This window comes from Azorhizobium sp. AG788 (genome assembly GCF_943371865.1).
GTDB lineage: Bacteria > Pseudomonadota > Alphaproteobacteria > Rhizobiales > Xanthobacteraceae > Azorhizobium.
Window position 1 is genome coordinate 1 of the sequence record NZ_CALRWL010000019.1, and the last position, 23,368, is coordinate 23,368.

The following is a 23,368-nucleotide window of genomic DNA, read 5'->3' on the forward strand; positions in this document are numbered from 1 at the left end:
GCGCCCTGATCAACGACCCGCGCATCCTGCTGATGGACGAGCCCTTCTCCGCCCTCGACGCCATCACCCGCGACGAGATGGGGCTGGCGCTGGCGCGGATCTGGGACACCACCCGCAAGACCGCCATCTTCATCACCCACTCCATCCGCGAGGCCATCTTCCTCTCCGATCGCATCCTGGTGATGGGGCGCCGCCCCTCCACCATCATCGAGGACATCCAGGTGCCGTTCGCGCGCCCGCGCGATCCCGCCGTGGAGGCGGACCCGGCCTTCAACGATCTCTATCTGCACCTGAAGGCCTCGATCCACCGCACCCCGCCGCAGGCCCATTGAGGCCCGCCCGCAGCCCCGGAATGCCCGGCCCATGACGGCGCGCCCATGACGGCGACCAAATCACGGCGACCCAAATGACGGCGACCCATATGATGACTCCGACCCTCGAGCCGCCCCACCCCACCGCGCCGCCCGGCCTCGCCGCCCGCGCCCGTGCCGCGCTGCGGGCGCGCGCCCGGCCGCTGCTGCTGCCGCTGATCACCGCCGCGCTGGTGGTCGCCGCCTGGGAGGCGGTGGTGCGGATCCGGCATATTCCCGACGTTCTGCTGCCCGCGCCCTCGGCGGTGGCGGTGCGGCTGTGGGAGACGCTGCCGTTCCTGCTGCAGCAGGCGGTGCCCACCACGCTGGAAACCATCGCCGGCTTCCTGATCTCGCTGGTGCTGGGCATCTCGCTGGCGGTGCTGGTGAGCGCCTCGCGGCTGGCGCGGGAGGCGCTCTATCCCAACATCGTGTTCTTCCAATTGATCCCCAAGATCGCGCTGGCGCCGCTGTTCATCGTCTGGCTGGGCATCGGCAGCCCGTCGCGGGTGACGTTCAGCGTGTTCATCTCCTTCTTCCCGGTGGTGGTGGCGACGCTCACCGGCCTCACCTCGGTGGATCGCGACCTGCTGCGCCTGTGCCAGGCGGTGGGGGCGCGGGGGTGGAAGGTCTATACCCAGGTGCGCTTTCCCGCCGCCGTGCCGCACATCTTCTCCGGGCTGAAGATCGCCATCACCTTTTCCATGATCGGGGTGATCGTGGGCGAGTTCATCACCGCCCAGGCGGGGCTCGGCTACATGATCCTGTTCGCCGCCTCGCAGGCGGAAATGGCGCTGATCTTCGCCGCCATCGTCCTGCTGTGCGTCATCGGCCTGGCGCTCTATGCCCTGGTGGTGCTGGCGGAATCCATTGCCCTGAAGCGCTACGGAGCCTGACCTCATGACCGCCGTGCCCGTCCCCACCGCCCCCGGCGCAAGCGTGGTGATCGCCGCCGCCCCCGAGCCGCTGGCCATTGCCCCGGCCACCACCGCTCTGGTGGTGGTGGACATGCAGAATGCCTATCTCTCCCCCGGCGGCTATCTGGACAAGGTCGGCTTCGACATTTCCGCCAGCCCGCCGGTGATCGCGGCGGCGGCGCGGGTGCTGGCGGCGGCCCGGGCATGCGGACTGTTCGTGGTGCATCTGCAGAACGGCTTTTCCGCCGACCAGATCGAGGCCGGCGGCCCCACCGCGCCGGTCTATTACAAATCCAACGCCCTGAAGCACATGCGTGCCCATCCGCAGGCGCGCGGCACGCTCATCACCCACGGCACCTGGGACCACGCCATCGTCGATGCCCTGACGCCTTTGCCCGGCGAAGCGGTGGTGCCCAAGGCGCGCTACAGCGGCTTTGCCGGCACCCCTCTGGAGCCCTTGCTGCGGGGGCGCGGCATCACCACGCTGCTGCTGGTGGGGGTGAACACCAATGTCTGTGTGGAATCCACCTTGCGCGATGCCTATCATCGGGAATTCTTCGCCCTGATGGTGCCCGATGCCACCTTGCAAGCCGGCCCGCCGCACATCTTCGCCGCCAGCGTGTTCAATGTGGAGCGGTTCCTCGGCTGGACCGCCTCCACCGATGCGGTGGTCGAGGCGCTCACCGCCCCGTGCCCTGCCCCTTGAGGATCGCCATGCCCACCTTGGATCGCCCGGACGGAGCCCTGGTCTATGACGTTGCCGGCAGCGGCCCGCCGCTGATGCTGGTGACGGGGCTGGGCGGCTCGCGGCATTATTGGGCCAACCTGCTGCCCGCCCTCACCGCCCGCTTCACCGTGGTGACCCACGACCATATGGGCACCGGCGACACCACCAGCCGCCGCACCCACCACACGGTGGAGGCGCTGGCGGCGGACGTGCTGGCGCTGATGGACCATCTGGGCTTCGCCACGGCGGACCTGATCGGCCATTCCACCGGCGCCGCCGTGGGCCAGATCCTCGGCGCGGACGCGCCGCACCGCCTCGGCCGGATGGTGCTGTTCGCCGGCTGGGCGGGGCCGGATCCGCATTTCGACCTGTGCTTCCGCGTGCGCAAGGAGCTGCTGCTGGCGGCGGGGCCGCAGGCCTACCATCGCGCCACGCCGCTGTTCCTCTATCCGCCGCGCTGGATCGGCGCCGATCAGGCGCGCCTCGATGCCCTCATCGCGACCATGATCGCCACCAGCCCGCCGGCGCAGACCATGGCGGCGCGCATCGACATGCTGCTGGCCTTCGACCGCCGGGCCCAGCTGCCGCAGATCCAGGTGCCGACCCTGGTGCTGGTGGCCGATGACGACCAGCTCACCCCGCTGCACCTGTCGCAGGAGATGGCCGCCGCCATTCCCGGCGCCCGGCTGGCGCGGCTGGCATGGGGCGCCCATGCGGCCTCCCAGACCGACCCCGACGCTTTCCTGGCGGCGGCGCTGGACATGCTGGCGTAGGGCGGGCCGCGACCGCCCCCCATCGCCGCGGGCGCCCCCTCCCCGATGCGCCCCTGCATCTGACGCACCCGCACGTTCGGCCTCCGCTACCCCGGTAGCACTCCCGTTTTCGGGCACCCCCGTAATTTGGAGATCGCTCCAAATTGCGGTGCGGCCCGGCTTCAGCCGGCGCAACTAACGCCTTGTAAACACAACAATTTCATATCTGGCACAGGCCTTGCGAAGACAGCTCCATCGTTCGTGGGGACTTTCATGCGCCTGCACTTTGCCCTGGACTTCGACGGCACCATTTGCCCGGTGGACACCACCGATCTGCTGCTGGAGCGGTTTGCCGATCCGGCCTGGGAAGACGTGGAAGCCGAGTGGCAGGCGGGGCGGATCACGTCGCGCGCCTGCCTCGCCCGCCAGGTGGACCTGCTGCGCGCCACGCCCGAACAGATCGCCGCCACCGTGCGCGAACTGCCGCTCGATCCCGCCTTCATCCCGTTCGTGACCCACGCCTGGCTGCGCGGCGCCGGCGTCTCCATCGTCTCCGACGGCTTCGACCAGTCCATCGTGCCCTTGCTGCATGCCAATGGCATCGACCTGCCCTTGTCCTGCAACCGCCTGATCCATCTGGGCGCGGACCGCTGGGCCGCCGGCTTCTCCGCCGACGGCGCGCTCTGCGGCAGCGGCACCTGCAAATGCGCCGTGGTGCCCAAGGACCGCCAGGTGGTCCTGGTGGGCGACGGCCGCTCCGACTTCTGCCTCGCCCGCCGCGCCGACTACGTGCTGGCCAAGGGCCGCCTCGCCGATTTCTGCCGCGAGGAAGGCATTCCCCACCAGCGCATTTCCAACTTCGCCGACGCTTTGCCCTTCATCGCCGCCCAGGGTCAGTTCACCCGCTCCCCCGCGCCTGTGCTGAACACCCGTCACCTTGAGAGTCTCCATGCTTGATCGTCCGCTGATCTCCCTTGCCGACACCGACACCGCCGAAGACCGCGCCGCAGAGCGCACCCGCCTCCTGGCATTGGAAGCGGAATACTGTTCGTTCGGCGATACCGTCCACTACACCGAGACCCCGAAGATCTTCGATCGCTGCGAAGGTTCCTTCATCTATGACGACGACGGCCAGGCGTTTCTGGATCTGCAGATGTGGTATTCGGCGGTCAACTTCGGCTATGCCAACCCGCGCCTGAACGAGGCCATGGTGCGCCAGCTGAACCGCCTGCCCCAGGTGGCCAGCCAGTATCTGCACCGTGAGAAGATCGAACTGGCAGCGGACATCGCCATGGGCGCGCAGGAGCGGTTCGGCCGCAAGGGCCGGGTCCACTTCAATGTGGGCGGCGCCCAGGCGGTGGAAGACTCGCTCAAGCTGGTGCGCAACGCCAGCGCCGGCAAGAGCCTGATGTTCGCCTTCGAGGGTGGCTATCACGGCCGCACGCTGGGCGCCTCGGCCATCACCTCGTCCTATCGCTATCGCCGCCGGTTCGGCCATTTCGGCGACCGGGCGCAGTTCATCGAATTCCCCTATCATTTCCGCGGCCCGCGCGGCATGAGCAAGGAAGAATACGGCCTGCACTGCGTCAAGCAGTTCGAGCGCCTGTTCGAAAGCGAATATAACGGCGTGTGGGACCCCAAGGCCGGCAAGTGCGAATATGCCGCCTTCTATGTGGAGCCGATCCAGGGCACCGGCGGCTACATCATCCCGCCGATGAATTTCTTCCCCGAGCTGAAGCGGGTGCTGGACAAGCACGGCATTCTGCTGGTGGTGGATGAAATCCAGATGGGCTTCTACCGCACCGGCAAATTGTGGTCGATCGAGCATTTCGGCGTAGAGCCGGACGTGCTGGTGTTCGGCAAGGCGCTCACCAACGGCCTCAATCCTTTGTCGGGCATCTGGGCGCGGGAAGAGCTGATCAACCCCACCGTCTTCCCGCCCGGCTCCACCCATTCCACCTTCAACGCCAACCCCTTGGGCACGGCGGTGGCGCTGGAAGCCATGAAGATGATGCGCGAAGAGGACTTCGCCACCAGCGTGAAGGACAAGGGCGCCTATTTCCTCGCCGGTATCCAGGCGCTGAAGGCCAAGCATGCCATCGTCGGCGACGTGGACGGCCTCGGCCTCGCGCTGCGCATCGAGATCTGCGAACCGCACGACAGCTATACCCCCGCCAAGGCCCTGGTGGACCGCATGGTGGACGAGGCCCTGCTGGGCGATCTGGTCTATGGCGGCGAGCGCTTCGGCCTGATCCTGGACATCGGCGGCTATTACAAGAACGTCATCACATTGGCCCCGGCCTTGACCATCTCCCATGGCGAGATCGACATGGCTTTGGCGCTGCTGGACCAATTGTTCCTGCGCGTCGCGCCGCGGTGACGGCCATGCGCGTCCGCATCATCGACCTCGACGGCGCGGTGACCGGGCAGCCGCAAGTGCCGTACTGGCTGCAAGACATGGGTGGCGAGATCATCGCCGCCCAGGATCTGGCCCCCAAGCTGCGCCTGCTGGCGCAGCCCGCCGCTCTGCGCACCCTGGCCGGGCGGCTGGGCCCGGTGTGGGAGCCGGAGCTGGTGTTTTACGGCTCCGGCGATTTCCATCATCTGACTTTGATGCTGGCCCTGCGTCTTGAGCAGAAGGTCAGCATCATCCATTTCGACAACCATCCCGACTGGGTGGGGCTGCCCGCCAACCTCAATTGCGGCTCGTGGGTTTCCCGTGCGCTGACCCACGAGAGCGTGGCACGCATCGTCACCATCGGCCCGGCCAGTGACGACATGCGCGCGCCCCAGCTCAAGGGCGGCGATCTCTCCGGCCTGCGCGCCGGACGCCAGGAGATGCACGCCTTCGCCTCCGGGCGCACCTTCTATGCGGGCACGGGCTTTGACGCGCCCGGCGCCTGCGCATCCCGGGGCATCGGCAGGGACAGCCTGCACTGGCAAGGGCTTGAAGGCGATGATTGGCACGCCCGCATGGCCGCCATCGCCGAGCGACTGCCCGACGCGCCGCTGTGGATCACCCTGGACAAGGACGTATTGACCCCGGACGAGGCGGTGACCAATTGGGACCAGGGCCGGCTGACCTTGGAACAGGTGTTCTTGGCCATCGCTTTGTTCGCCGCCCGGCGCCCGGTGCTGGGCATGGATGTGTGCGGCGACTATTCCCCCGATGCCGGCCTCGGGCTGGTGCGCGCGGTCCTCGCCCATAGCGACCGCGCCCAGCGCCCGGTGCCCGCCGCCCCCGGCACCGCCCTCAACGGCACCACCAATGCCCGCATCGTCCTACGCATGGCGGGGATGCTGCAATGACCCTCGGTCTCATCACTCTGTTCGCCGTCTCGGTGGTCTGCGACGTCAGCGGTCAGATCGCCTTCAAGCGCGGCGCCGATCGCCTGCCGGTTCTCCAGCCGCGCGCGCCGCTGGGCTTTGCCTGGGCGCTGGTCAGCGAGCCGCTGCTGGTGCTGGGCCTTGTCATCTACGCGGTGGAATTCCTGGTCTGGACCCGCATCCTGGCCCAGGTGCCGCTCAATATCGCCTTCCCCATCGCCAGCCTGAACATTCTCGGCATCGCCGTCGCCAGCCGCATCTGGCTCGGCGAGCCCATGGGCCCCCGCCAATATGCCGGCGCGGTGCTGGTCACCGCCGGCGTCGCCCTCGTCGCGACCGGATTATGAGGATCTTGACCATGCCGATCGACCGCAGCCTGCTGATCGAAGGGGGACCCGTGGGCGTGCTGCTCATCCACGGTTTGGGCGGCACGCCCATCGAGATGCGCAACGTGGCCCAGAGCCTGGCTGCCGCCGGCCACACCGTCCTGGCCTGCCAGCTCGCCGGCCATGGCGGCACCGAGGATGATCTGGCGGCGGCCACCCATGAGGACTGGTACGCCAGCGCCGAAGCCGCTCTGGCGCTGCTGGAAACCCGCTGCACCACGGTGCTGGTGGGCGGGCTGTCCATGGGGGCCCTGCTGGCGGCGATGCTGGCGGCGCGCACCGGCGATCGGGTGGCCGGGCTCATCATGCTGGCGCCGACCCTGCGCTATGATGGCTGGTCGATCCCCTGGTATCGCTTCCTGCTGCCGCTGCTGATCCATACGCCGCTGGGGCGCCGCTACCGCTTCGTGGAGGCCGAGCCTTTTGGGCTGAAGGATGAGCGCATGCGCGCGGTGGTGGCCCGCGCCATGCGGCAGGGCGCGCCCGAGGCCGGGCTGCTGGGCACCCCATCCCAGGCCCTGCGCCAATTGTGGCGGCTGGTGGCGGCGCTCAAGCCCCGCCTGCGGGACATCCGCCAGCGCACCTTGCTGGTGCATGCGCGGGAAGACGACGTGGCCAGCCTCTCCAACAGCCTCTATCTGCAACAGCATCTGGGCGGCATGGTGGATGCGCTCATTCTCGATGACAGCTACCATCTGGTCACCCTCGACCGGCAGCGCACCGAAGTGACGGACCGGGTGGTGGCCTTCACCGGCGCCGTGAGCGACGCCGCCCAGCAGCCGGCGCCGCTGGCCAGCGTGGGCGCGCGCCCCGCACGGAGCCAGGCCCGGCGCATCGCCGTGGCGGAGGTGCCCCATGTGGCCTGACACCTTGCGCCTGTCCACGCCCCCCGCCGTGTCGGCGCGGGAGAGCGAACCGGCCCCCGCCCTGCAATCCCGCGCCCTGCCCGGCATGGCCGCCATCGACCGCGCCGGCTGGACCGCCGCTTTGCCCCGCGATGCGGAAGGCTGGGCCTATCTGGCCGCCTGCGAGGCCGGCCCGCCGCCGGGCATGGAGCTGCGGGCGGTGGCCGTGCGCGACCCGCGCGGCTTTGCCGCCGGCGCCCCTTTGTTCGCCCTCAACTACCGCCTCGACACCCCCTTGCAGGGCGGCCCCCTGGAGCGCGTCTGCAACGCCCTCGCCCGCCGCCTGCCCCGGCTGCTGGAATGGCGGATGCTGGGGGTCGGCTCGCCCTTCACCGAGCACTGCCCGGTGGCCGTGCACCCCCGCCTGACGCAGGGGGAACGCGAGACGGCGCTGGCCGCCCTGATCGGCGAAGTGGAGGCGGAAGCGGTTCGTCGTGGCGCCGGGCTGGTGGCGTTCAAGGACATCAGCGCAGCGCGCGCGCCGGGGCTGACCGAGGCGCTGGCGGCGCGGCGCTACTTCCCGGTGGAGAGCCTGCCGCTGGCGGTCCTTGACCTTGCGGAATATCCCGACGCGGAGAGCTATCTGGCCGGCCTGTCCAAGTCCACGCGCAAGGACCTGCGGCGCAAAATGAAGGGGGCCGGATCGGTCACGGTGTCGCAACATTGTGCCATCACCGGAATGGAACACGAATTTGCCGCGCTTTACGCCGAAACCCAGGCCCAGAGCGCGTTGCGCTACAACGCTTTCGAGGACCTGCCGGCGGACTATTTCCAATGGGTGTCGCAAACACTGAAAGAGCGCGCAATTTTCGTATGCTACAGAGTGAATGGCGTCCTGGCGGCGTTCAATCTGCTGTTTGTCGAGCATGATCGGGTGATCGATAAATTCCTCGGCATGCGCTACCCGCTGGCCCGCGAGCATGACCTTTATGCCATCAGCTGGATGTACAATGTGCGCCTGTGCCAGAGCATCGGCCGGCGCTATCTCCAGACCGGCCAGACCGCCTATGCCTCCAAGCTGCGCTTCGGCAGCGGCTTGGTGCCCAGCGTCCATTACGTGAAACACCGCAATCCGTTGCTCCATGGCGCCCTGCGCCAGGCCGCGCCAATGCTGGCTTTCCCCCGCTGGGACCCGGACCTGAAGACCCATCGCGCACGGGCCGCCGCATGACCCGCCGGATCGCCCTCAACCTCGGGCTGGTGGCGCTGATCGCCGCGTTTCTCGGCGCCGATACCCTGACCCAGCTGGCCTTCAAGCTGGCGGCCGACGTGGTGGGCGACGCGCCCATCGGCCTTGCCTTCCTGAAGATCGCCGCCGGCTCGGGCACGGTGTGGACTGCCGCCGCCTTGTATTTCCTCACTTATATCCTCTGGATGCTGGTGCTCCAGCGCACCCCCTTGAGCCGCGCCTTCCCCTTGACCGCGCTCAGCTATGTCACCGTCCCGGCGGCGGCCTGGCTGGTGTTCGGCGAGACCATCGGCCTGACGCCCCTGGCCGGGATCGCCCTGATCCTGGCGGGCGTGTGCCTGATCGGCCACGGGTCATCCGACACCGCCACCGCCCATGCCGTCCCGACGGACGCGCCCAGGAGACCGGTGCCATGCGCCGACTGATCGCCGCCGCCGGCCTCCTGCTCCTCCCCCTCGCCGCCCAGGCCGCCCCCGACATTGCCGGCCCCTGGCTGACCGGCGATGGCGATGCCGCCGTGGACATCCAGCCCTGCGGCGCCAATCTGTGCGGCACCCTGATCTGGCTGCGCGATCCCAAGGATGAGGCGGGCCAGCCCCTGCGCGACGCCAGAAATCCGGACGCCGCACAGCGCGGCAAACCCCTGTGCGGCCTTGCGATTTTCGGTGGCGCGAGCGCTTCCGGCACCACCTGGGAGAATGGCTGGATCTATGATCCGGAGGAAGGGCGCCGCTACAGCCTCTCCCTCGCCGGCAGCGCCGACGGCACCCTGGCGGTGACCGGCTTCGTCGGCCTCAAAGCGCTTGGCCAGCCCCAGGTCTGGCATCGGGCGCCGGCGGACCTGCCGCGCTGCGACGGCCCGCCGCCAAAAAGGCGACCCTGACGCCATGCCGGTTGTGCACCCGATGTCCTGGTGGTCGCGCCTGCCGTTGCGGCTGCGGCTGACGCTGTCGTTTCTGGCGGTCAGCGTGCCGCCGGTGCTGATCGCCAGCTTCATCGCCGCCCAGGCCATCTCCACCGCCTTCGAGCACAATGTGGAACAGTGGATCAGCGAAATCGCCCAGTTCATGGCCAATGAGGCGAACGAGGGCCAGGAGGAGGCCCAGCATGCCACCGCCATCGTCGCCGCTGCGCTCACCCGTGCAGGGCAGGACGCCGTCGGGGCCCCCACTCCGCTGGAGCCGTTCGCGGATCTCCTGACCTCGGTCGGCTATGATTTCGTGCGGCTTTACGACGCCAAGGGGACGGTGCTGTTCGCACGCGGCGAGCTGGAGTTGCAGCAGCCGCTGCCGCTGGAGCCCCTCGCCTCGATCTTCTTCATCCGCCATGCGGGCAAGCCGGCCATGATGGTGGGGGCGGTGCAACCGGTGCAGATCGGCGGTGAGGACCGCTTCCTGTTCGTGGCCAACCTGCTGGACGAGCAATTCTTCAACGCGCCGCAGACCATCCGCTCGCTGGAGGTCCACCTGTTCGAGGTGGTGGACAATGGCACGGCGCTTGCCGACGCCACCATCGGGCGTGCCGGGAAGATGCATGTGCCTGCGGCGATCTTCGCCCGGTTGCGCAATGGCGCCGACAGCGCGACCCTGCCGCATCTGGTGGGCAATGGCACCGCCATCGCCTATGCCGCGTTGCGCGATGATCGGGGGCGGCTGGTGGGCATCATCGCCTGCCGCCTCACCGGCGCCACGGCGGCGTTCGAGCGCCTGGGTTCGTGGTGGCTGTTCATCGCGTTGGCGGGCGTGGCGGGGCTGCTGTCGCTGCTGGTCGGCATCTCCATCTCTCGCCGCATGAGCGAGCCGATCAAGAATTTGACCAGCGGCGTGCGCGCCGTGGCCCATGGCGACTATGCCGCCCGCGTTCCCGAGGAAGGCGGCCGGGAGATCGAGGAACTGGCTGTGGGCTTCAACGCCATGACCGCGCAGCTGGAAAGCCTGCGCCGGATGGAGGCGGTGATGCGCCATCGCGCCCAATTGGCGACGCTGGGGGAAGCCTCGGCGGTAATCGCCCACGAGATCCGCAACCCGCTCGGCATCATCAAGACCGCCAGCGAACTGGTGCGCCGCAAGTCCCCGCTGGCGCCCGCCGAGGATCGGCTGATCGGCTTCGTGCTGGACGAAGTGAACCGGATCGAGCGCCTGGTGCAGGAGTTGCTCGATTACGGCGGTCCGCCCCCCTGCACCCGCGCCCCGCTGGACCTGATGCGCGAGGTGGTGCAGCCGGCGCTGGACTTCGCCGCGCCCGAACTCAAGCGGCGCGGTCTCACCCTGGAGGTGCAGCCCTCGGCGGTGCCGGTGATGATCCTGGGCGACCGCGACCAGTTGCACCAGGTGCTGCTCAACCTGCTGCTCAACGCCATGGATGCCGTGGGCGCGAACGGGCTTGTGGTGGTACGCGTGGTGCGCGGTGAGACCATCGCGCGCATCGATGTGGTGGACAATGGCACCGGCATCGCCCCGGACATGCTGGACCGCCTGTTCGAGCCCTTCGTGACCTCCAAGGCAAAGGGCACCGGCCTCGGCCTTGCCAAGGTGCGCACCACGGTGGAAGCCCATGACGGCACCGTCGAGTGTCACAATGGGCCGGATCGCGGTGCGATCTTCACCATCCACCTTCCCCTTCTGAAACCATCGGAGGCCGCCGGTGGCGCCGACAATTCTGGTCGTTGACGACGAACCCCGGCTTGGCGAGGTGCTGGCGGCGGCGCTGGCGGAGCGCGGCTTCGAGGCCGTGGCCGTGGGCGATGCGGCGGCCGCGCTCGATCATTGCGAGGGCAATGCCGTCGACGCCGTCCTGACCGACTTGCGCATGCCCGGCAGCAGCGGGCGGGATCTGCTGCACAGCTTGCAAAAGACCCGGCCCGACCTGCCGGTGATCATCATGACCGCCTACGCCACCGTGCGCGGGGCCGTGGATCTGGTGAAGGAAGGCGCCTTCGACTATGTGGCCAAGCCGTTCGACATGGACGACGTGGTGGCGACGCTCGAACGCGCGCTGAAGATCCGCGCCGTCGTCGGCGAGAATGCCCGCCTGCGCCGCGAACTGGAAGGGCGCTACCGGTTCGACAATCTCATCGGCGAAAGCGAGCCGTTCCGTGACATGCTGCGGCAGGTGACGGACGTGGCCGCCAGCCGCGCCACCGTGCTGCTCCAGGGCGAGAGCGGCACCGGCAAGGAATTGGTGGCGCGAGCGATCCACTACAACAGTCCCCGCCGCGACATGCCCTTCGTGGCGGTGAACTGCGCCGCCATTCCCGAGCAGCTGATCGAGAGCGAACTGTTCGGCCACATCAAGGGCGCCTTCACCGGCGCCACCGGGCCGCGCGAGGGCCGCTTCACCGCCGCCGATGGCGGCACCTTGTTCCTGGACGAGATCGCCGACATGCCCCTGGCGGTGCAGGCCAAGGTGCTGCGCGCCATCCAGGAACAGAGCTTCGAGCCTTTGGGCAGCAGCAAGAGCGTGAAGGTGGACGTGCGGGTCGTGGCCGCCACCCACAAGGACCTGCAAAAGGCGATCACCGCCGGCAGCTTTCGCGCCGATCTCTACTATCGGCTGGCGGTGTTTCCCATCCATCTGCCGGCCCTGCGGGAGCGCAGCGGCGACATCCCGCTGCTGGCGGCGCATTTCCTCACCCGGGCCGCGCACGACATGGGCAAGCGCATCGTCGGCCTCAGCGCCGACGCGGAGGCGGCGCTGCTGCGCTATGCGTGGCCCGGCAACATCCGCGAATTGCAGAACTGCATGGAGCGCGCCGCCATCGTCACCCGCGGCGATCTGGTGAACGCCGCGGACATCCTGATGTTTGGCGCCGAGGAGCCCCATGCGGCGGCGGACGCACCGCGATCGCTGCCGAACGACCTCGATGCGGAAATCGCCCGGATCGAGCGCGACTTCGTGCTGGCGGCGCTCAAGGAAACCGGCGGGGTGCAGGCGCGCGCCGCCGAGCGCCTGGGCGTGAGCGAGCGCAGCCTGTGGCATCGCATCAAGAAATTCGCCATCAAGATCGATAAGCAGGCGGGCACCGACCATGACTAGATCCAGGCCGGCGCGCCTCTGCGCCGCCGCGGTCCTTTTGGCGCCCCTGTGGGGTACGGCGGTCTGCGCAGCCGACGCGGGGTCCACCAGCGCCATCAAGGCCACCTCCGACGCCGCCTCGGATGACTGGATCGTCACCATCGGCGGCTCCATCGCCACCGCCCCCAACTATGCCGGCTCCAGCCGCTATGGCCCGACTTTCATGCCCAGCTTCGGCTTGCGCAAGGCGGATGAGCCGAACCCGTTCGGCGCCCCGGACGACAATTTCGGCATCACCTTGCTGGAGTTCGGCGGCATCGAACTCGGTCCCCTGGCGGCCATCCGCGGCAGCCGCTCCGGCAGTGCCGTCCTGGGCCTGCCCGGCTATTCCTGGTCGCTGGAAACCGGCATGTTTGCGGAATTCTGGCCCATCGACGGCCTCATCCGCACCCGCGTCGAAGCCCTGTACGGCCTGCGCAGCAATGACGGCCTCACCGTCAATCTGGCGGCGGATGCGGTGACCAAGACCGGCCCTTTCACCTGGGCGCTGGGGCCACGCCTGACCATCGTGGACAATACGGTGATGCAGACCGAATTCGGCGTGGCGCCGACCAGCACGCTGATCAACCCGCTGCTGACGCCCTTCAATGCCCATGGCGGCGTGAAGTCGGCCGGTGCCGCAGGGTCGGTGTCCTATGACTGGTCCAAGGACTGGACGGTGAGCATGTTCGCCAATTACGAGCGCCTGTTGGGCGATGCCGCCGCCAGCCCGGTCACGCGGCAGTACGGCACCGCCAACCAGTTCACGGTCGGGATGGGCCTTGAGTATTCCTTTATCTGGAAACCCTGAGGCGGCGACACCCCTCGCCCACCCGCACCGCGCCGTGCTTGTCCGGTCCGGCCGCCGCCTCTTCTTCGCCTTCGGGGCCAGTCCCCCGTCACGCCTGACGGGGTCCCGCCTCTTCCAGGATGCGGGCCAGAAGGGTGCCCGCCCGCACCGCCTGTTCGGCGCTGACGTCGAGATGGGTCACCGCGCGCATGCGGGTGGCGCTCTCCACACCGAGCCGGATGCCATGGGTGCGCAGGCGCGCAGCAATTTCATGCGCGTCCAGGCTTGAGCCGGACACATCCAGGAACACAATGTTGGTGGCGATCTCGCGCGGGAAGACACTGACGCCAGGGCTATTCGCCACCAGTGCGCCGAAGGCCCGTGCGTTGTCGTGGTCCTGCGCCAGCCGCGCCACATTGTGGTCCAGGGCATAGAGGCCCGCCGCCGCGAGGAAGCCGGCCTGCCGCATGGCGCCGCCCAGGCGGTGCTTCCAGGACCAAGCCTCCTCGATGAAGCCGCGCGACCCGGCCAGGACCCCGCCCACCGGGCAGCCCAGCCCCTTGGACAGATCGATCCAGGCACTGTCGAAGCCGCGCACATGCGCGGCCATGGCCGTTCCAGAGGCCACCGCCGCGTTGGGCAAACGCGCGCCATCCATGTGCGCCGCCAGCCCATTCGCGTGGGCCACGGCGGCGATCTCGCCCAAGGTCTGCGTGGGCCACACGCTGCCGCCGCCGCGATTGGCGGTCTGCTCCACGGCGATCACCCGGCTGCGCGGGGAGCGGTGGCGCGGCGCGCGGATCGCCGCCGCCGCCTGGGCGGCACTGAAGATGCCGTCCTCTGTGTCGATCAAGCGGAACTGCGCCCCCGCCAGGGCCGAGGCCCCGGCGCCTTCGGAGCCAAACACATGGGCACTCTCGGCGGCGATGATCTCGTCCCCCAGGCGGCAATGCACCAGAAAGGCGATCTGGTTGCACATGGTGCCCGACGGCAGGAACAGTGCCGCCTCCAGGCCCAGCAGGTCCGCCACCCGCGCGTTCAGGGCGAGGACGGAGGGGTCTTCGTCGCGCTGCTCGTCGCCGACCTCGGCCGCCAGCATGGCCGCCAGCATGCCGGGGGACGGCTTGGTGGCGGTGTCGGAAACCAGATCGATCTCAATGCTGCCGGTCATGCCCGCGCGCTCTCCAAATGATGACGCAGCCGGTCGAACAGGCGCTGCACGTCATCTTCGTTATTGTAGAAATGCGCCGCCGCGCGCAGATGACCATCCTTGCTGGCGACGCGAATGTCCTCAGCCTCAAGCGCCGCCTCGAGCGCATCGGCGCTCACCCCGTCCAGGTCGAGGCTGACGATGCCGGCGCGCTGATCCCATGGGCGCGGGGTGCGGACCTTGAGGCCGGCGCGGTCCGCCGCCTCCAGGATCAGGTCGGTGAGATGGCGCACCCGCGCCTCGATGGCGGCAAGGCCGATGGCGCCGATGAACTGCGCCGACCGCCGCTGCACCGCCAACCCGAGGAAGTTGGGATTGCCATATTCGAACCGGTGCGCATCCGGCGCCAGGGCCGGCTCGACTTCGGTGCGATCCATGGTGGCAAACGAGTATTTGGCCGCGAACGGCGGGCGAAACCGCTCCAGCGCCTCGGGGGCCACATACATCAGCCCGGCGCCGGCGACGCTCATCTGCGCCTTGTGGCCACCGGAGGCCACCACATGGGCGCCGAGATCGTCGATGCGCCGATCCAGAATGCCGATGGCCTGGATGGCGTCGATCAGGAACAGCACCCCGGCATCGCGGCACAGCTGCGCCAGGGCATCCACATCGGCCCGCTGGCCCGCCCCATAGCTGACCCAGGCCACGGACAGGATGCGGGTGCGTCCATCGATGGCGGCGCGCAAGGCGTCGGTGGAGACCTGGCCATCGCTGTCGCCGGCAACCACCCGCACCTCCACCCCGCGCCGCACCAGCGGGCGCCAGGGGAAGGTGTTGTTCTCATGCTCAGCCACCGAGATGACCACATTGTCGCCCGGCACCCAGTCGAAGCCCTGCGCCACGATATTGATCGCCTCGGAGGTGTTCTTCACCAAAGCCAGCGTCTCCGGCGCGGCGCCGAAGGTGGCGCCGACCGCGCGGCGGGTCTCCTCCACCTCGCCCATGGAGAAGGCCCGGCGGCCGGTCTGGCGGGAGGAGATATCGGCGAACCAGTCCGCCGCCGCCTGCGCGGCGCACCGCGGCAGCAGCGCCTTGCGGGCGATGTCCAGATAGGTCGTGGTCCCGGTGGCGGGAAATTCCAGGCGCAGCGCCGCCCAATCGGGCGTGCCGTCGCTCAGGCGCGGGATCGACGCGGCAGCCGGGTCGTGCGGAAGGGGCATGGTGCGGGTCATGGCGTCCTACGTGGCATGGGAGATCTGCCCGAGGAAGGCCTTGGCCCGGGCGGTGGACGGCGCTTGAAAAAACTGCTCGGGCGGGGCGGCCTCGACGATCTCGCCCTGATCCATGAACACCACCAGATCGGCCACCTTGCGGGCAAAGCCCATCTCATGGGTCACGACGATCATGGACTGGCCGCCGCGGGCCAGTTCCTCCATCACGTCCAGCACCTCATGGACCATTTCCGGGTCCAGCGCCGAGGTGGGCTCGTCGAACAGCATCACCTCCGGCTCCAGCATCAGCGCCCGGGCGATCGCCACCCGCTGCCGCTGCCCGCCGGACAACTGGCCGGGATATTTCTGCGCCTGCGACGTCAGTTGCACCCGCGCCAGCAGGCTATGGGCGCGCGCGATGGCATCGCGCTCCGGCTCGCCCTTGGCGTAGATGGCTCCCAGGGTGAGGTTCTCCAGCACGGAGAGATGCGGGAACAGGTTGAAGCTCTGGAACACCATCCCCGCCGTGCGCCGCACGGCGGCAAGACTGGCCGGCGTGCCATCCAGATGGGTGCCGGACACCACAAGGTCGCCCTGGTGGAACGGCTCCAGGCCATTGATGCAGCGGATCAAGGTGGATTTGCCCGAGCCGGACGGCCCGCACAGCACGATCTTCTCGCCGCGCGCGAGCCCGAGGGTGACATCGCGCAGCACATGGTGCTGGCCGTACCATTTGCTGAGGGCGGACATCTCCACCACCAGATCGCGGGTCGCGGTCATCAAGCGGCCCTCCGCACACGGCTCTGGTTGCCGCGCTCGATGGACGCCCCATAAGCGGACATGGCCGAACAGAGGATGAAATACAGCAGGAACACGAAGATGTAGCCCTCGGTGCCATAGCGCACCCAATTGGGATCCTGCAGCGCCGCCTTGGTGGCGCCGAGCACATCGAACAGGCCGAGGATGCTGAAGAAGGTGGTGTTCTTGAACGCCCGGATGATGTCGTTGAACAGTGCCGGCACCACGATGGCCAAGGCCTGCGGCAGCACCACCTTGACCATGCGCGCCCCATAGCCGAGGCCCAGCGCCTTGGCGGCCTCGTCCTGGCCCTCCGGCACCGCCTGCAGACCGCCGCGCACCACCTCAGCCGCATAGGCGGCGAAGAAAATGATCATGCCGATCTCGGCGCGGATCAGCTTGTCCACGGTGAGGTTGGGCGGCAGGAACAAAGGCAGGATCAAAGCGGCAAAGAACAGCAGCGCCAGCAGCGGTACGCCGCGCACGCCCTCGATGGTGAGGATGCACAGCCAACGCACCACCGGCAGCTCCGAGCGCCGGCCCACCGCCAGCAGGATGGCCAGCGGCAGCCCGCCCGCCACCGTGCCGCCGAAGATGATGAAGGTGAGCGGCAGGCCGCCCCACAGGTCCGTTCCCACCGGCATCAGGCCGAACAGACCGCCCCCCAGCAGCAGGATGGAGAGCACGAACACCCCCGCCCAGCCGGCGAGGCGCCCCCAGACCGGCAATAGGCTGGTGGCGGAGAGCGCGCCCCAGGCCAGCCAGCCGGCGATGATCACCCCGCCGCGCCATTGCTGCTCATAGGGATAGGCGCCGAACAGGATGACGCGATACTTCTCTGCAATCACCGCCCAGCAGGCCCCGGTGGCCACGCGGCAGGCGGCGCCCTTGTCGGGCGCATACCAGACCGCATCGAGAATGCTCCAGCGCAGGATGTGCCAGAGCGCCACGCTCAGCACCGCCCCAAGCAGGAAGGTGAACAGGCCCGCCAGCGGCGACTGGAACAGATGGGTGCGCAGAAAGGCCCGCATGCCGCGCACGGCGGCGGGCGGGCGGCGCGGGGCGACGGCGGAGGGATGGGCGAACGAGCGCGGCGCGGCGGACATCTCAGCGCTCCGGGATCTGCACGAGGCGGTTGAGCACATTGGCCGTGGTGCCGATGGCCAGCGACAGCAGCAGATAGATCAGCGACATGATCACCAGCACTTCGATGGTGCGCCCGCTATAGGTCAGCGCCGTGTTGGAGATGCTGAACAGATCGGGATAGCCCACCGCCACCCCCAGCGAACTGTTCTTCACCAGGCTCACATATTGCGCCGCCAGCGGGGGAATGATCACCCGCAGCGCCTGCGGCACCATCACCTTGCGATAGAGATCGCGCCGGGACAGGCCGATGGCATTGGCCGCCTCGATCTGGCCGGCATCCACGCTCACCAGTCCGCCGCGCACGATCTCGGCGATGAAGGCGGCGATGTAGAGCGACAGGCCGAAATAGATCGCCAGGAATTCCGGCGCCAGCGTCGCCCCGCCTACATAATTGAACCCGCGCAGCTGCGGCACCGACCAGGCCAGCGGCGCGCCGGCGAGCCACCACACCGCAACGGGTGGCACCAGAACCGCCGCCACTTCCAGGCTGGTCAGGCCCCTCCAGCGCCGGCCCGTCCGCCGCCGGCTGCGGTCGGCAACATGGGCGAGGATCAGCGCCAATGCGCTACCCGCCGCTAAGGCGCCCGCCACCAGCAGCAGCACATCGCCGTGCTCCGGGGCCGGCACGGTCAGGCCGCGATTGGAGGCGAAGGCGAAGCCGAAGATGGACCAGGCGGCCCGTGGGGCCGGCAGCAAGGTGAAGAAGATGTACCAGAACACGATCTGCACCAGTTGCGGCGTGTTGCGGAACGCTTCCACATAGGCCTTGGCGAGACCTGAGATCAGCGCATTGCGCGAAAGGCGGGCAAAGCCAAGCCCCACCCCGATGACGGTGGCGGTGAGAATGCTGACGATGGACAGCATCACCGTATTGCCCAGCCCAACGGCAAACGCCGCCAGATAGGTGGAGCCCGGCTTGAAGACGAAGAAGGCCTCGCCCAGGGCGAACTGCGCCGGGTCCAGCAGGAAGCCGAAGCCGGAGGTCATCCCCCGCTCCGCCAGCGCCCGGCGGGCATTGCTCCCCAGCCATGCCGCCGCCGCCAGCAGCACGAGCACCAGCAGCGCCTGCCAGACGATCGCCCGCACGCGCGGATTGCGCCAGGGCGGCACCCGCGGCGCCGCCTCAGGTGATGGGATGAACAGGCTCATGGGCAGGTGCTCAATAACCGCCTGATGTCCGCCCCCCGCTCACAGCGGCGGCGCGTAGATGAGGCCGCCCTTGGTGTAGGAGGCATTCAGGCCGCGCTCCAGCTTCATGGGCGAGCCCATGCCCACATTGCGCTCGAACACCTCGCCGTAATTGCCCACTTGCTTGATGACATTGTAGGCCCAGGCCGGATCGAGCCCCAGGCCCTTGCTGCCGGCATCGTCCACGCCCAGCAGGCGGCGCACCTCAGGATCGGTGCTGGTGGCCTTCACCTGGTCCACATTCTGGGCGGTGATCCCGCTTTCTTCCGCCTGGAACAGAGTGAACACGGTCCACTGCACGATGTCGCGCCACTGGGCATCGTCCTGGCGCACCACCGGCCCCATGGGGTCCTTGCCGAACAGTTCCGGCAGGATGACGTAGTCGTCTGGATTGGAGGCCACCGCCGCGCGGGTGGAACTGAGCCCGGAGGAGGACTGCACCGCCACGTCGCAGCGGCCGCCGAAGAAGGCGGTGTTGATTTCCTTCTGGTCGTCGATCACCACCAGCTTCAGCTTGATCTTGTACTTGCCCTGAATATCCGCCACCACCCGCTCGGAGGTGGAGCCGGGCCGCACGCAGACGCTGGCGCCATCCAGGTCCTTGGCGCTCTTCACCCCCAGCGCCTTCGGCACCATCAGGCCCTGGCCGTCATAGAAGGTGGGGGCGATGAAATCGACGCCGAGGTCGGTGTCCCGCGCCCGGGTCCAGGTGGTGTTGGCCACGGTCACATCCACTTCGCCGGTTTGCAACGCGGTGAGGCGGGTCTGGTTGTTGGTCTTGAGATACTTCACCTTGCTGGCATCGCCGAACACCGCGGCGGCCAAAGCGCGGCAGGTATCGATGTCGATGCCGTTCCAATTGCCCTTGCTGTCCACCGCGGAAAAGCCCGGACGGCTGCCGTTCACCGCGCAAGTGACGACGCCGCGCTGCTTGACGGCTTCCAGCGTGGTGGCGCTGGCCGCGCCGCAAAAGGCCGAGACGACGCCGGCAACAACCAATCCAACCGCAAGATGCTTGTTCATTCGGTGATCTCCAGGCCTCTGGTGGCTTTGTTTGTTTGCGTTTCGGGAACGTCCATGCCGGCGCTGGCGCCGAACTTCAGGCGCATCTCAAGCCCCCGGCGCAGATGGGCACGCATGAGCTTCTTGGCGGTGCGGGGCGCTTGCGCCTCCACCGCGTCGCAGATGGCGATGTGGTCGGGCAGCGTGGCGTGGACCGCATCATGGGAAAAATAGCGCGGCAGATGGAAGGCCAGCCGGAAGCGCAGCCGCAGCAGGCGGACAGTCTCGATCAGCGCGGTGTTGGCGGTGGCCACCATCAACAGTTCATGGAATTCGGTACCGGCATCGTCGATCTCCACCGCCGTGAAGGCGGTGGGATCCTTGGCCATGGTGCGCATCCGTGCGCCGCAGTCCCGCAGCGCCGGGGTCGACCCACGGCTCGCCGCGAGTTCCGCCGCCAGACATTCCAGCACTTCGCGCACCCGGTAGACCTCGGCCAGATCATCCGCCGACACCCGGCGCACGAAGGTGCCGCGCGCCGGCTTCACCTCCACCACGCCTTCCTGCTCCAGTTGGTGGAGCGCCTCGCGGACCGGCATGCGGCCGATGCCCAGCTGCTCAGACAGCTTGCGCTCCGACAAAGGCGCCCCGGCCGCTAGCGCGCCTTCGAAGATCAGGCTGACGATGCGGTGGTAGGCGCGGTCGCGCTCGAATTCCACTGGCGTTCTCATACCGCCAGTCTGGTTGACCGGTATACCAGTGGCAAGATCAAATCGACGCCACGGCTGCGCGATCCGTAGGCACGCATGCCCCTGAAGGCTGACGTTCGGATCAAGTCTGACGGGCGGCAACAGGTTTGCTCGGCGCAGGGAGCGCGGGTGGGAAGCGTCCGCGGCGCGGGCCACCGACACCGCCACCGCCACCGCCACCGCCACCGCCACCGCCACCGCCCGGGTGGCCGATCAGCCACCCGATGGCAAGGAGGCGGAGAGATCCGTGGCGGCGGCGCTCAGGGCATCGCGGATCACCTGCTCCAATGCGGGGTCGAAGCGGCTCATCAGGGTTGAAACCGACAACGCCCCGCGCAGGCGACCCGCGGGATCGATCACCGGAACTGCCACGGCCGCCACGTCGGGATCGCGCTCGCCCCGTGACACGCCGTAGCCAGCACCTCGAATGGCCGCGCCATCGGGGTCGTCAGGGCGGCTGAAGGCGAGCAGCACACGACCGGCGGCGCCGCGCTCCAGGGGCAAGCGGGTGCCCTCATCCAGATGGTGGCGGGCGGCACGGGGGGAATTCAGCCGGTAGAGACACAGCCGATGGTCGCCATCCAGCACATAAAAGGACGCGGTCTCGCGAGTCTCATCCACCAGCTGGCGCAAGATCGGACGGACATAGGCCCCGAAATCCAGCCCGCGGCGATAGAGAGACCCCAGCCGCCAGAGCTCCGAGCCCAGCCGAAAGATCCCATCCCCGTCCCGCTCCAGAAAGCGTTGGGACTCCAGCGACACGGCGATGCGCAGAATGGTGCTCTTGTAGAGACCGGTGCGCCTCGCGATCTCGGCCAGCGGCATGGCCTGCCGATCCTCGCCGAAGGCGCTCAGGATGGCCAGCGCACGCTCAACCGCATCGACACCCTCGCGCTTCTCCCCCGTCGCAACCACCATGACCCGCGCTCGCCCCGCATTGTTCTGTTGAGCAGAACACGATGGCCTGTCGTCGAACAGCTTTCAAGTCACATAGCGCTCTTCGATCAAAATCACGTTCTTCCAAACGGAACAGTGTTGACCACGGCCACCGGCTTCGGTACTCGTACCACTTAACAGAATAATGTTCTATTGGGCGAAACATGCACGAACAGGGCTCGGCAGCGGTAGACCTGCGTGACATTGCGGTGCGCTTCGGCGACTTCACCGCAGTGGGGCAAATGAACCTCACGGTGGGCGCGTCGGAATTTGTCGCGGTGGTGGGCCCCACGGGGTGCGGCAAGTCCACCATCCTGAACGTCGTCACCGGCCTGTTAAAGCCCGCCGCGGGGGAAGTGCGGGTGTTCGGTGAGGTGCTCAAGGGCCTCAATGGCGACAGCGGCTACATGCTGCAACAGGAAGCCATCCTGCCGTGGAAGACCGCCGAAGATAATGTCGGCCTCGGGTTGATCTTCCAGGGCCATGGGAAGACCGAGGCCCGCGAGAAGGCGCGGGCCTGGCTGGCCAAGGTCGGCCTGCGCGGCTTTGAGAAGCGCTATCCCCATCAGTTGTCCGGCGGCCAACGCAAGCGCGTCGCCATGGCCCAGACGCTGATCATGGAACCCAAGATCGTTCTCATGGACGAACCGTTCTCCGCGCTCGATGTCCATACCCGCCGGCTGATGCACCGGATCCTGCTGGACCTTTGGCAAGCGGACCGCCGCTCGCTGATCTTCATCACCCACGATCTGGAAGAGGCCATCGTGCTGGCCGACCGCGTCGTCGTCATGTCCGCCGGCCCGGCGAGCCGCATGGTGGGGTCCGTGGACGTGACCCTGCCGCGCCCCCGCGATGTCTCCGCCTTGGCAAGCTCCGATGAGTTCGTGCGGCTATATCGCGAGATCTGGGGCCTGCTCGGCGCCGAAGTGGAGAAGAGCTATGCCAGCCAGTGAGATCAGCGTGACCGTCTCCGCCCCCACCGAGCGCAGCCGCCCGCGAAAATTCCCATACTGGCTGAAGGTGCGTCTGACACAGGTGGCGCTCATCGGCGGCTTCTTCCTGTTCTGGGAATTGGGCGCCCGCCGAGCCTGGATCGATCCCTTCTTCTTCCCCGCCCCGTCCGCGATCCTCCAGCGCGTCGGCGAATGGTTCTCCAGCGGCGATATCTGGAACGATCTTGGCGTCACGTTGCTGGAAACGGTGCTGTCGTTCGTGCTGGGGGTCGCCGGCGGCACCGCGCTCGGCGTCTGGCTCGGGCTTTCGCGCTTTGCGTCCGATGTGGTCCAGCCGATCATCAAGGTCTTCAACGCCATACCCAGAGTGCTGCTGGCGCCGATCTTCGTGATCTGGTTCGGCCTTGGGCTGGCCTCCAAGGTGGCGCTTGGGCTCGCCATCGTGATCTTCATCGCTTTCTTCAACACCTATCAGGGTGTGCGCGAGGTGAACCCGGTGGTGCTGGCCAATGCCCGCCTGCTGAAAGCGAGCCGGTGGGCGCTGCTGCGCCATGTCTATCTGCCCTCGGCCACCAGTTGGATCCTATCCTCGCTGCGCGTGTCCGTCGGGATGGCGGTGATGGGTGCGGTGGTGGCCGAATATCTGGGCTCATCCGCCGGCCTGGGCCACCTCATCGCCCAAGCGGAAGGGGTGATGGATGCGGTCGGCGTCTTTGCCGGCATCCTGGTGCTCTCGATCTTCGTCGTCGTTCTCGACGCGGCGGTCGATCGCCTTGAAAAGCGCCTTCTGGTCTGGCGGCCACAGACCACCCATGACGACTGACCGCGCCAACGGTCCG

Annotated in this window: 24 protein-coding genes and 1 pseudogene; 17 read left to right on the forward strand and 8 right to left on the reverse strand. The window is 68.1% G+C overall.

Going from position 1 to position 23,368, the window contains the following annotated elements; all coding sequences use genetic code 11:
* From AAG816_RS12880 to AAG816_RS12950, 15 genes and pseudogenes are all read left to right on the forward strand, one after another.
* Window positions 1–332, forward strand: a pseudogene (locus tag AAG816_RS12880) (ABC transporter ATP-binding protein); the annotation flags it as partial.
* Window positions 333–421: 89 nt separating this feature from the next.
* Window positions 422–1,246 (forward strand): ABC transporter permease, encoded by an 825-nt coding sequence (locus tag AAG816_RS12885; RefSeq protein ID WP_341990045.1) that lies wholly within the window; start codon window positions 422–424, stop codon window positions 1,244–1,246.
* Window positions 1,247–1,250: 4 nt separating this feature from the next.
* Window positions 1,251–1,973, forward strand: coding sequence for a cysteine hydrolase family protein (locus AAG816_RS12890; protein WP_341990046.1), 723 nt, complete (start codon window positions 1,251–1,253; stop codon window positions 1,971–1,973).
* A gap of 8 nt (window positions 1,974–1,981) precedes the next feature.
* The gene (locus AAG816_RS12895; protein ID WP_341990047.1) at window positions 1,982–2,767 is read left to right on the forward strand and encodes an alpha/beta fold hydrolase; all 786 of its coding nucleotides are present in this window, start codon (window positions 1,982–1,984) and stop codon (window positions 2,765–2,767) included.
* A 252-nt stretch (window positions 2,768–3,019) separates the two neighbouring features.
* The gene (locus AAG816_RS12900; protein ID WP_341990048.1) at window positions 3,020–3,703 is read left to right on the forward strand and encodes an HAD-IB family phosphatase; all 684 of its coding nucleotides are present in this window, start codon (window positions 3,020–3,022) and stop codon (window positions 3,701–3,703) included.
* Complete coding sequence (locus AAG816_RS12905) at window positions 3,696–5,126, forward strand: aminotransferase class III-fold pyridoxal phosphate-dependent enzyme (protein WP_341990049.1); 1,431 nt, start codon at window positions 3,696–3,698, stop codon at window positions 5,124–5,126. The genes AAG816_RS12900 and AAG816_RS12905 overlap by 8 nt, the downstream gene beginning before the upstream one ends.
* A gap of 5 nt (window positions 5,127–5,131) precedes the next feature.
* Window positions 5,132–6,055 (forward strand): hypothetical protein, encoded by a 924-nt coding sequence (locus tag AAG816_RS12910; RefSeq protein WP_341990050.1) that lies wholly within the window; start codon window positions 5,132–5,134, stop codon window positions 6,053–6,055.
* Window positions 6,052–6,420, forward strand: coding sequence for an EamA family transporter (locus AAG816_RS12915; RefSeq protein WP_341990051.1), 369 nt, complete (start codon window positions 6,052–6,054; stop codon window positions 6,418–6,420). The genes AAG816_RS12910 and AAG816_RS12915 overlap by 4 nt, the downstream gene beginning before the upstream one ends.
* Before the next feature lie 11 nt (window positions 6,421–6,431).
* Complete coding sequence (locus AAG816_RS12920; RefSeq protein WP_341990052.1) at window positions 6,432–7,325, forward strand: alpha/beta fold hydrolase; 894 nt, start codon at window positions 6,432–6,434, stop codon at window positions 7,323–7,325.
* Window positions 7,315–8,535 carry a GNAT family N-acetyltransferase gene (locus AAG816_RS12925; RefSeq protein ID WP_341990053.1) on the forward strand — a complete coding sequence of 407 codons (1,221 nt, stop codon included), beginning with the start codon at window positions 7,315–7,317 and terminating at the stop codon, window positions 8,533–8,535. Before AAG816_RS12920 ends, AAG816_RS12925 begins: the two co-directional genes overlap by 11 nt.
* Window positions 8,532–8,978: an EamA family transporter gene (locus AAG816_RS12930; protein ID WP_341990054.1), complete on the forward strand. Its 447-nt coding sequence runs from the start codon at window positions 8,532–8,534 to the stop codon at window positions 8,976–8,978. Before AAG816_RS12925 ends, AAG816_RS12930 begins: the two co-directional genes overlap by 4 nt.
* Window positions 8,966–9,436 carry a DUF2147 domain-containing protein gene (locus AAG816_RS12935; RefSeq protein ID WP_341990055.1) on the forward strand — a complete coding sequence of 157 codons (471 nt, stop codon included), beginning with the start codon at window positions 8,966–8,968 and terminating at the stop codon, window positions 9,434–9,436. The genes AAG816_RS12930 and AAG816_RS12935 overlap by 13 nt, the downstream gene beginning before the upstream one ends.
* 4 nt (window positions 9,437–9,440) lie before the next feature.
* Window positions 9,441–11,222 (forward strand): HAMP domain-containing sensor histidine kinase, encoded by a 1,782-nt coding sequence (locus tag AAG816_RS12940; RefSeq protein WP_341990056.1) that lies wholly within the window; start codon window positions 9,441–9,443, stop codon window positions 11,220–11,222.
* Window positions 11,197–12,588, forward strand: coding sequence for a sigma-54 dependent transcriptional regulator (locus tag AAG816_RS12945; RefSeq protein WP_341990057.1), 1,392 nt, complete (start codon window positions 11,197–11,199; stop codon window positions 12,586–12,588). Before AAG816_RS12940 ends, AAG816_RS12945 begins: the two co-directional genes overlap by 26 nt.
* Window positions 12,581–13,417, forward strand: coding sequence for a MipA/OmpV family protein (locus tag AAG816_RS12950; RefSeq protein WP_341990058.1), 837 nt, complete (start codon window positions 12,581–12,583; stop codon window positions 13,415–13,417). Before AAG816_RS12945 ends, AAG816_RS12950 begins: the two co-directional genes overlap by 8 nt.
* A gap of 88 nt (window positions 13,418–13,505) precedes the next feature.
* On the opposite strand, the gene AAG816_RS12955 is transcribed toward AAG816_RS12950, so the two are convergent.
* From AAG816_RS12955 to AAG816_RS12990, 8 genes are all read right to left on the reverse strand, one after another.
* Window positions 13,506–14,567 (reverse strand): GntG family PLP-dependent aldolase, encoded by a 1,062-nt coding sequence (locus tag AAG816_RS12955; protein WP_341990059.1) that lies wholly within the window; start codon window positions 14,565–14,567, stop codon window positions 13,506–13,508.
* Entirely contained in the window at window positions 14,564–15,766 is a 1,203-nt protein-coding gene (locus tag AAG816_RS12960) for an aminotransferase class V-fold PLP-dependent enzyme (RefSeq protein WP_341990060.1), read from the reverse strand. The genes AAG816_RS12955 and AAG816_RS12960 overlap by 4 nt, the downstream gene beginning before the upstream one ends.
* A gap of 18 nt (window positions 15,767–15,784) precedes the next feature.
* Entirely contained in the window at window positions 15,785–16,537 is a 753-nt protein-coding gene (locus tag AAG816_RS12965; protein WP_341990061.1) for an amino acid ABC transporter ATP-binding protein, read from the reverse strand.
* Window positions 16,537–17,661: an amino acid ABC transporter permease gene (locus AAG816_RS12970; RefSeq protein ID WP_341990062.1), complete on the reverse strand. Its 1,125-nt coding sequence runs from the start codon at window positions 17,659–17,661 to the stop codon at window positions 16,537–16,539. The genes AAG816_RS12965 and AAG816_RS12970 overlap by 1 nt, the downstream gene beginning before the upstream one ends.
* Window position 17,662: 1 nt before the next feature.
* Window positions 17,663–18,850 carry an ABC transporter permease subunit gene (locus AAG816_RS12975; RefSeq protein WP_341990063.1) on the reverse strand — a complete coding sequence of 396 codons (1,188 nt, stop codon included), beginning with the start codon at window positions 18,848–18,850 and terminating at the stop codon, window positions 17,663–17,665.
* Between the two features lie 39 nt (window positions 18,851–18,889).
* Window positions 18,890–19,912 carry an amino acid ABC transporter substrate-binding protein gene (locus AAG816_RS12980; RefSeq protein WP_341990064.1) on the reverse strand — a complete coding sequence of 341 codons (1,023 nt, stop codon included), beginning with the start codon at window positions 19,910–19,912 and terminating at the stop codon, window positions 18,890–18,892.
* Window positions 19,909–20,610 carry a GntR family transcriptional regulator gene (locus AAG816_RS12985; protein WP_341990065.1) on the reverse strand — a complete coding sequence of 234 codons (702 nt, stop codon included), beginning with the start codon at window positions 20,608–20,610 and terminating at the stop codon, window positions 19,909–19,911. The genes AAG816_RS12980 and AAG816_RS12985 overlap by 4 nt, the downstream gene beginning before the upstream one ends.
* Window positions 20,611–20,853: 243 nt before the next feature.
* Complete coding sequence (locus tag AAG816_RS12990; protein ID WP_341990066.1) at window positions 20,854–21,558, reverse strand: IclR family transcriptional regulator; 705 nt, start codon at window positions 21,556–21,558, stop codon at window positions 20,854–20,856.
* 182 nt (window positions 21,559–21,740) lie between these two features.
* Between AAG816_RS12990 and AAG816_RS12995 the strand changes: the two genes are divergently transcribed.
* Window positions 21,741–22,529: an ABC transporter ATP-binding protein gene (locus tag AAG816_RS12995; RefSeq protein WP_341990067.1), complete on the forward strand. Its 789-nt coding sequence runs from the start codon at window positions 21,741–21,743 to the stop codon at window positions 22,527–22,529.
* Complete coding sequence (locus tag AAG816_RS13000; RefSeq protein WP_341990068.1) at window positions 22,516–23,352, forward strand: ABC transporter permease; 837 nt, start codon at window positions 22,516–22,518, stop codon at window positions 23,350–23,352. The genes AAG816_RS12995 and AAG816_RS13000 overlap by 14 nt, the downstream gene beginning before the upstream one ends.
* The last annotated feature ends 16 nt before the right edge of the window (window positions 23,353–23,368 follow it).

Excerpts from the sequence above, each read along its gene's own strand:
- AAG816_RS12975 (WP_341990063.1), bottom strand. The coding sequence starts at position 18,850 with ATGAGCCTGTTCATCCCATCACCTGAGGCGGCGCCGCGGGTGCCGCCC.
- AAG816_RS12905 (WP_341990049.1), top strand. The coding sequence starts at position 3,696 with ATGCTTGATCGTCCGCTGATCTCCCTTGCCGACACCGACACCGCCGAA.
- AAG816_RS12910 (WP_341990050.1), top strand. The coding sequence starts at position 5,132 with ATGCGCGTCCGCATCATCGACCTCGACGGCGCGGTGACCGGGCAGCCG.
- AAG816_RS12995 (WP_341990067.1), top strand. The coding sequence starts at position 21,741 with ATGCACGAACAGGGCTCGGCAGCGGTAGACCTGCGTGACATTGCGGTG.
- AAG816_RS12940 (WP_341990056.1), top strand. The coding sequence starts at position 9,441 with ATGCCGGTTGTGCACCCGATGTCCTGGTGGTCGCGCCTGCCGTTGCGG.
- AAG816_RS12885 (WP_341990045.1), top strand. The coding sequence starts at position 422 with ATGATGACTCCGACCCTCGAGCCGCCCCACCCCACCGCGCCGCCCGGC.
- AAG816_RS12930 (WP_341990054.1), top strand. The coding sequence starts at position 8,532 with ATGACCCGCCGGATCGCCCTCAACCTCGGGCTGGTGGCGCTGATCGCC.
- AAG816_RS12920 (WP_341990052.1), top strand. The coding sequence starts at position 6,432 with ATGCCGATCGACCGCAGCCTGCTGATCGAAGGGGGACCCGTGGGCGTG.
- AAG816_RS12965 (WP_341990061.1), bottom strand. The coding sequence starts at position 16,537 with ATGACCGCGACCCGCGATCTGGTGGTGGAGATGTCCGCCCTCAGCAAA.
- AAG816_RS13000 (WP_341990068.1), top strand. The coding sequence starts at position 22,516 with ATGCCAGCCAGTGAGATCAGCGTGACCGTCTCCGCCCCCACCGAGCGC.
- AAG816_RS12980 (WP_341990064.1), bottom strand. The coding sequence starts at position 19,912 with ATGAACAAGCATCTTGCGGTTGGATTGGTTGTTGCCGGCGTCGTCTCG.
- AAG816_RS12900 (WP_341990048.1), top strand. The coding sequence starts at position 3,020 with ATGCGCCTGCACTTTGCCCTGGACTTCGACGGCACCATTTGCCCGGTG.
- AAG816_RS12935 (WP_341990055.1), top strand. The coding sequence starts at position 8,966 with ATGCGCCGACTGATCGCCGCCGCCGGCCTCCTGCTCCTCCCCCTCGCC.
- AAG816_RS12950 (WP_341990058.1), top strand. The coding sequence starts at position 12,581 with ATGACTAGATCCAGGCCGGCGCGCCTCTGCGCCGCCGCGGTCCTTTTG.
- AAG816_RS12895 (WP_341990047.1), top strand. The coding sequence starts at position 1,982 with ATGCCCACCTTGGATCGCCCGGACGGAGCCCTGGTCTATGACGTTGCC.
- AAG816_RS12955 (WP_341990059.1), bottom strand. The coding sequence starts at position 14,567 with ATGACCGGCAGCATTGAGATCGATCTGGTTTCCGACACCGCCACCAAG.
- AAG816_RS12925 (WP_341990053.1), top strand. The coding sequence starts at position 7,315 with ATGTGGCCTGACACCTTGCGCCTGTCCACGCCCCCCGCCGTGTCGGCG.
- AAG816_RS12915 (WP_341990051.1), top strand. The coding sequence starts at position 6,052 with ATGACCCTCGGTCTCATCACTCTGTTCGCCGTCTCGGTGGTCTGCGAC.
- AAG816_RS12970 (WP_341990062.1), bottom strand. The coding sequence starts at position 17,661 with ATGTCCGCCGCGCCGCGCTCGTTCGCCCATCCCTCCGCCGTCGCCCCG.
- AAG816_RS12890 (WP_341990046.1), top strand. The coding sequence starts at position 1,251 with ATGACCGCCGTGCCCGTCCCCACCGCCCCCGGCGCAAGCGTGGTGATC.
- AAG816_RS12960 (WP_341990060.1), bottom strand. The coding sequence starts at position 15,766 with ATGCCCCTTCCGCACGACCCGGCTGCCGCGTCGATCCCGCGCCTGAGC.
- AAG816_RS12990 (WP_341990066.1), bottom strand. The coding sequence starts at position 21,558 with ATGGTGGTTGCGACGGGGGAGAAGCGCGAGGGTGTCGATGCGGTTGAG.